Below are 2,897 nucleotides of genomic sequence, written 5' to 3'. Positions count from 1 at the left end.
CGTGCCAAAAGGTGTGAACAGTTCCAGCTCTTGGAACTCCTGGGGCAGGACAAACCCTGTGCCTCAAGAAGGTCAAGCAGAAGACCGATGCTGTGGCTCCGGGGATAGTCCAGCTTGCGAGAAGCCAGCAGAGCCTTGAGGCATTTCTCTGCGGCTTGTTGAGCGTGATACCCCAGGGTCTCGTCGGAGATCTCAGGATCGTTGATCAACTTTTCCAATACAGCCAGGTCTTGGGCTGCCTTACGCAGAAGAAGAAGCCCCTGATCAGAGGGAGTCATGCAGCACCCTGCCCTGATGGTGTGCGGTGAATTCAACAGTTCCCGGGATTGCAGAGCGTTCACGGAAGTGCTCCGCCGTCGTCACCACAACATCGACGGACATCAGAATTCCTCTCAGGGCTCTCTGGAGGCGCACCGTTTCTGCGTAGCGACTCTGCACCGATGGTTCAACCACGAGCAGATCCAGGTCATTGGCAGAGCTCAGCTCTCCCTTGGATGCAGATCCAAAGGCAATCAGGCGTAAAGGCGCTGCTGCCTTCACAAGACGGTCGACGGCTTCGAGGACTTTCTCCTCCGTCACCGACCAGGCCTCTTTAGAAAAACCGGAAGCGGCCACCGCTGCGTTGCGCTGAGCTCTCGTCAGGCTAGTGCCGACCTCAAACCTCATCGTGGTTCTGCAAGAAGAGGCAGCCCCTCGCCCGAGGGCCCATGCCTCGGTCGCGACGGTTGTGGTCTAAGACCGTCCTTCCGTGAGTTCACGGATGCCGCCGACTAGCGATCGCGGAGAGCATCAAGCAACGGAGCCAGAGAGCCCCGTTAGCGTGATGAAACCACCCACTCTTCTAGATCAGAAAGCCATAGCCACCCTGTCTGCCGGTGGCCTGTTGATCGCCATCTCCTTCCTCACGAACTACGGCCATGGAGCCCTCTTCCACGTCTCAGCCCTTCCGCTGGATGAGCAGATCGGAGTATCTCTCCACACTGCCGCTCTGGCGGCGCTGTTTGGCGATGCTGAACTGGCGTCCCGTCTTCGAGATCGAGCAAGAGACCGCCTGGTTGAGACACGTCAACGCGAGATTCGACGCCTTATCGCAACCATCAGATTTGAGCTCGCAGACACCCCCTCAAGCCGACTCCAACTGAACGCTGCGCTGGCTTGATTCAGTTGGTCAATACGGGCTTAGTGACCTTTCAAAAGATCTGAGCATCAAACTGGAGCCTGATGCTTCACGAGCCATTGCGACAACGCTGAGCGATCCACAGCTCCCTCCGCAACAGACAAAACCAGCCTCTCCGCCTCGTCCACATCCACAACGAGTTGGAACCCATTGAGAACCATCACGACCTCCATCGCTGCATGGCCAATGCGTTTATTGCCATCAACGAAAGGATGGTTCTGAATCAAAGAGAAGCCCAGACAGGCAACCTTGTCCCAAAAACCTGGGTACAAATCCTCGCCGGCGAAGCTCTGCCACGGCTGAGCCAGAGCGGATTCGAGAAGGCCCAGATCCCGGAGACCCTCCGAACCACCACTCTGCTCAATCAATTGGCGGTGAAGAGCCAGGACCTCAGCCAAGGTCAACCAACGCATCAAGCCAAACGGCGATACAGCTCTTTGTTTTTGGCAAGCACAAGCTGAGAGGCAGCCGCAAAGTCAGAAGCTGGCTCAGAGACGAAATCGCGCACCACAGCAGCAGCCAGCTCTGCTTCGCTGACGTGCAACTGTTCAGCGGCAGCGGCCAGCGCCTTGGCCTGCTGATCAGACAGTTCAATAGCCAACGTCATCCCTTGGCTCTCGCTGTACTACTACGGTTGATCTTGGCACCACCTAGTCAGTTTTAGGTTGCGGCCATAGCTCTACCGCTCTTTGCCCGCCTTCAACCCCACCCCCTTGATGGTGCTGGGCACCAGCAGCGGTGCCGGCAAGTCCCTGATGACGGCCGCCCTCTGCCGGGTGCTGCGGCGCCGGGGGGAGACGCCCCTGCCCTTCAAGGGGCAGAACATGAGCAACAACGCCTGGGTGGATCAGGCCGGCGGCGAGATGGCCTACTCCCAGGCCCTGCAGTCCTGGGCGGCTGGACTGGAGCCCGCCTGTGCCATGAACCCCGTACTGCTCAAGCCCCAGGGGGACAGCACCAGTGAGGTCATCCACCTGGGGCAGTCGGTCGGCAGCTGCCGCGCCGAGCACTACTACCGCGATTGGTTTCGCCCCGGCTGGGCCGCCATTCGCCAGGGACTCAGCGACCTCAAGGCCAGCCACCCCGGCGGGCGCCTGGTGCTGGAGGGGGCCGGCAGTCCGGTCGAGGTCAACCTGCAACCGCGGGACCTGACCAACCTGCGCCTGGCCCAGTACCTGCGGGCCAACTGCCTGCTGGTGGCCGACATCGAGCGGGGCGGCGTCTTTGCCCAGTTGGTCGGCACCCTGGCGCTACTGCGGCCGGTCGAGCGTCCGCTGATTCGGGGTCTACTGATCAACCGCTTCCGCGGGCGCCGCGAACTCTTTGATGAGGGCCGCCGCTGGCTCGAGGCCAACACCGGCATCCCCGTGCTCGGAGTCATGCCCTGGCTGGATGAACTCTTCCCGCCGGAGGACTCCCTCGATCTGCTGGAGCGCCGCGGGCGCAAACGGGGTGCCGAGCTGGAGATCGCTGTGCTCAAGCTGCCCTCCCTGAGCAACTTCTCCGATCTCGATCCCCTCGAGGCCGAGCCCACCGTGCAGCTCAACTGGATCGCTCCGGGCCAGGAGCTGGGGCGCCCTGATGCCGTGGTGGTGCCCGGCAGCAAACAAACCCTGCGGGACCTGGCGGCCCTGCGGGCCAGTGGCCTGGGGGAGCAACTCTCGACCTATGCCTCCCAGGGGGGAGCCGTGCTGGGCATCTGCGGCGGCATGCAACTGCT

At 61.5% G+C, this 2,897-nt stretch carries 5 protein-coding genes; 1 reads left to right on the top strand and 4 read right to left on the bottom strand.

Annotated elements, in window-relative coordinates; translation table 11 throughout:
* The 4 genes from QZ186_RS11725 to QZ186_RS11655 form a co-directional block, all read right to left on the bottom strand.
* On the bottom strand, nt 1-278 hold a 278-nt coding region (locus QZ186_RS11725), incomplete at its 3' end, for a HEPN domain-containing protein (protein ID WP_367268121.1).
* Nucleotides 265-615, bottom strand: coding sequence for a nucleotidyltransferase domain-containing protein (locus tag QZ186_RS11665; RefSeq protein WP_247477289.1), 351 nt, complete (start codon nt 613-615; stop codon nt 265-267). The genes QZ186_RS11725 and QZ186_RS11665, both read right to left, overlap by 14 nt.
* Before the next feature lie 591 nt (nt 616-1,206).
* Complete coding sequence (locus tag QZ186_RS11660) at nt 1,207-1,575, bottom strand: type II toxin-antitoxin system death-on-curing family toxin (RefSeq protein ID WP_296417017.1); 369 nt, start codon at nt 1,573-1,575, stop codon at nt 1,207-1,209.
* Nucleotides 1,576-1,589: 14 nt separating this feature from the next.
* The gene (locus QZ186_RS11655) at nt 1,590-1,784 is read right to left on the bottom strand and encodes a hypothetical protein (protein ID WP_296417015.1); all 195 of its coding nucleotides are present in this window, start codon (nt 1,782-1,784) and stop codon (nt 1,590-1,592) included.
* A gap of 109 nt (nt 1,785-1,893) precedes the next feature.
* Here QZ186_RS11655 and QZ186_RS11650 point away from each other — a divergent pair.
* The coding region (locus QZ186_RS11650; protein ID WP_296417020.1) for a cobyric acid synthase at nt 1,894-2,897 on the top strand (1,004 nt) is incomplete at its 3' end.

Origin of the sequence: Vulcanococcus sp. DEBay_Sum29NL08_54 (assembly GCF_017859255.1) — a bacterium.
GTDB lineage: Bacteria > Cyanobacteriota > Cyanobacteriia > PCC-6307 > Cyanobiaceae > Vulcanococcus.
The sequence above is the reverse complement of the archived record's forward strand: the minus strand, read 5'-3'. Positions and strand labels throughout refer to the sequence as shown.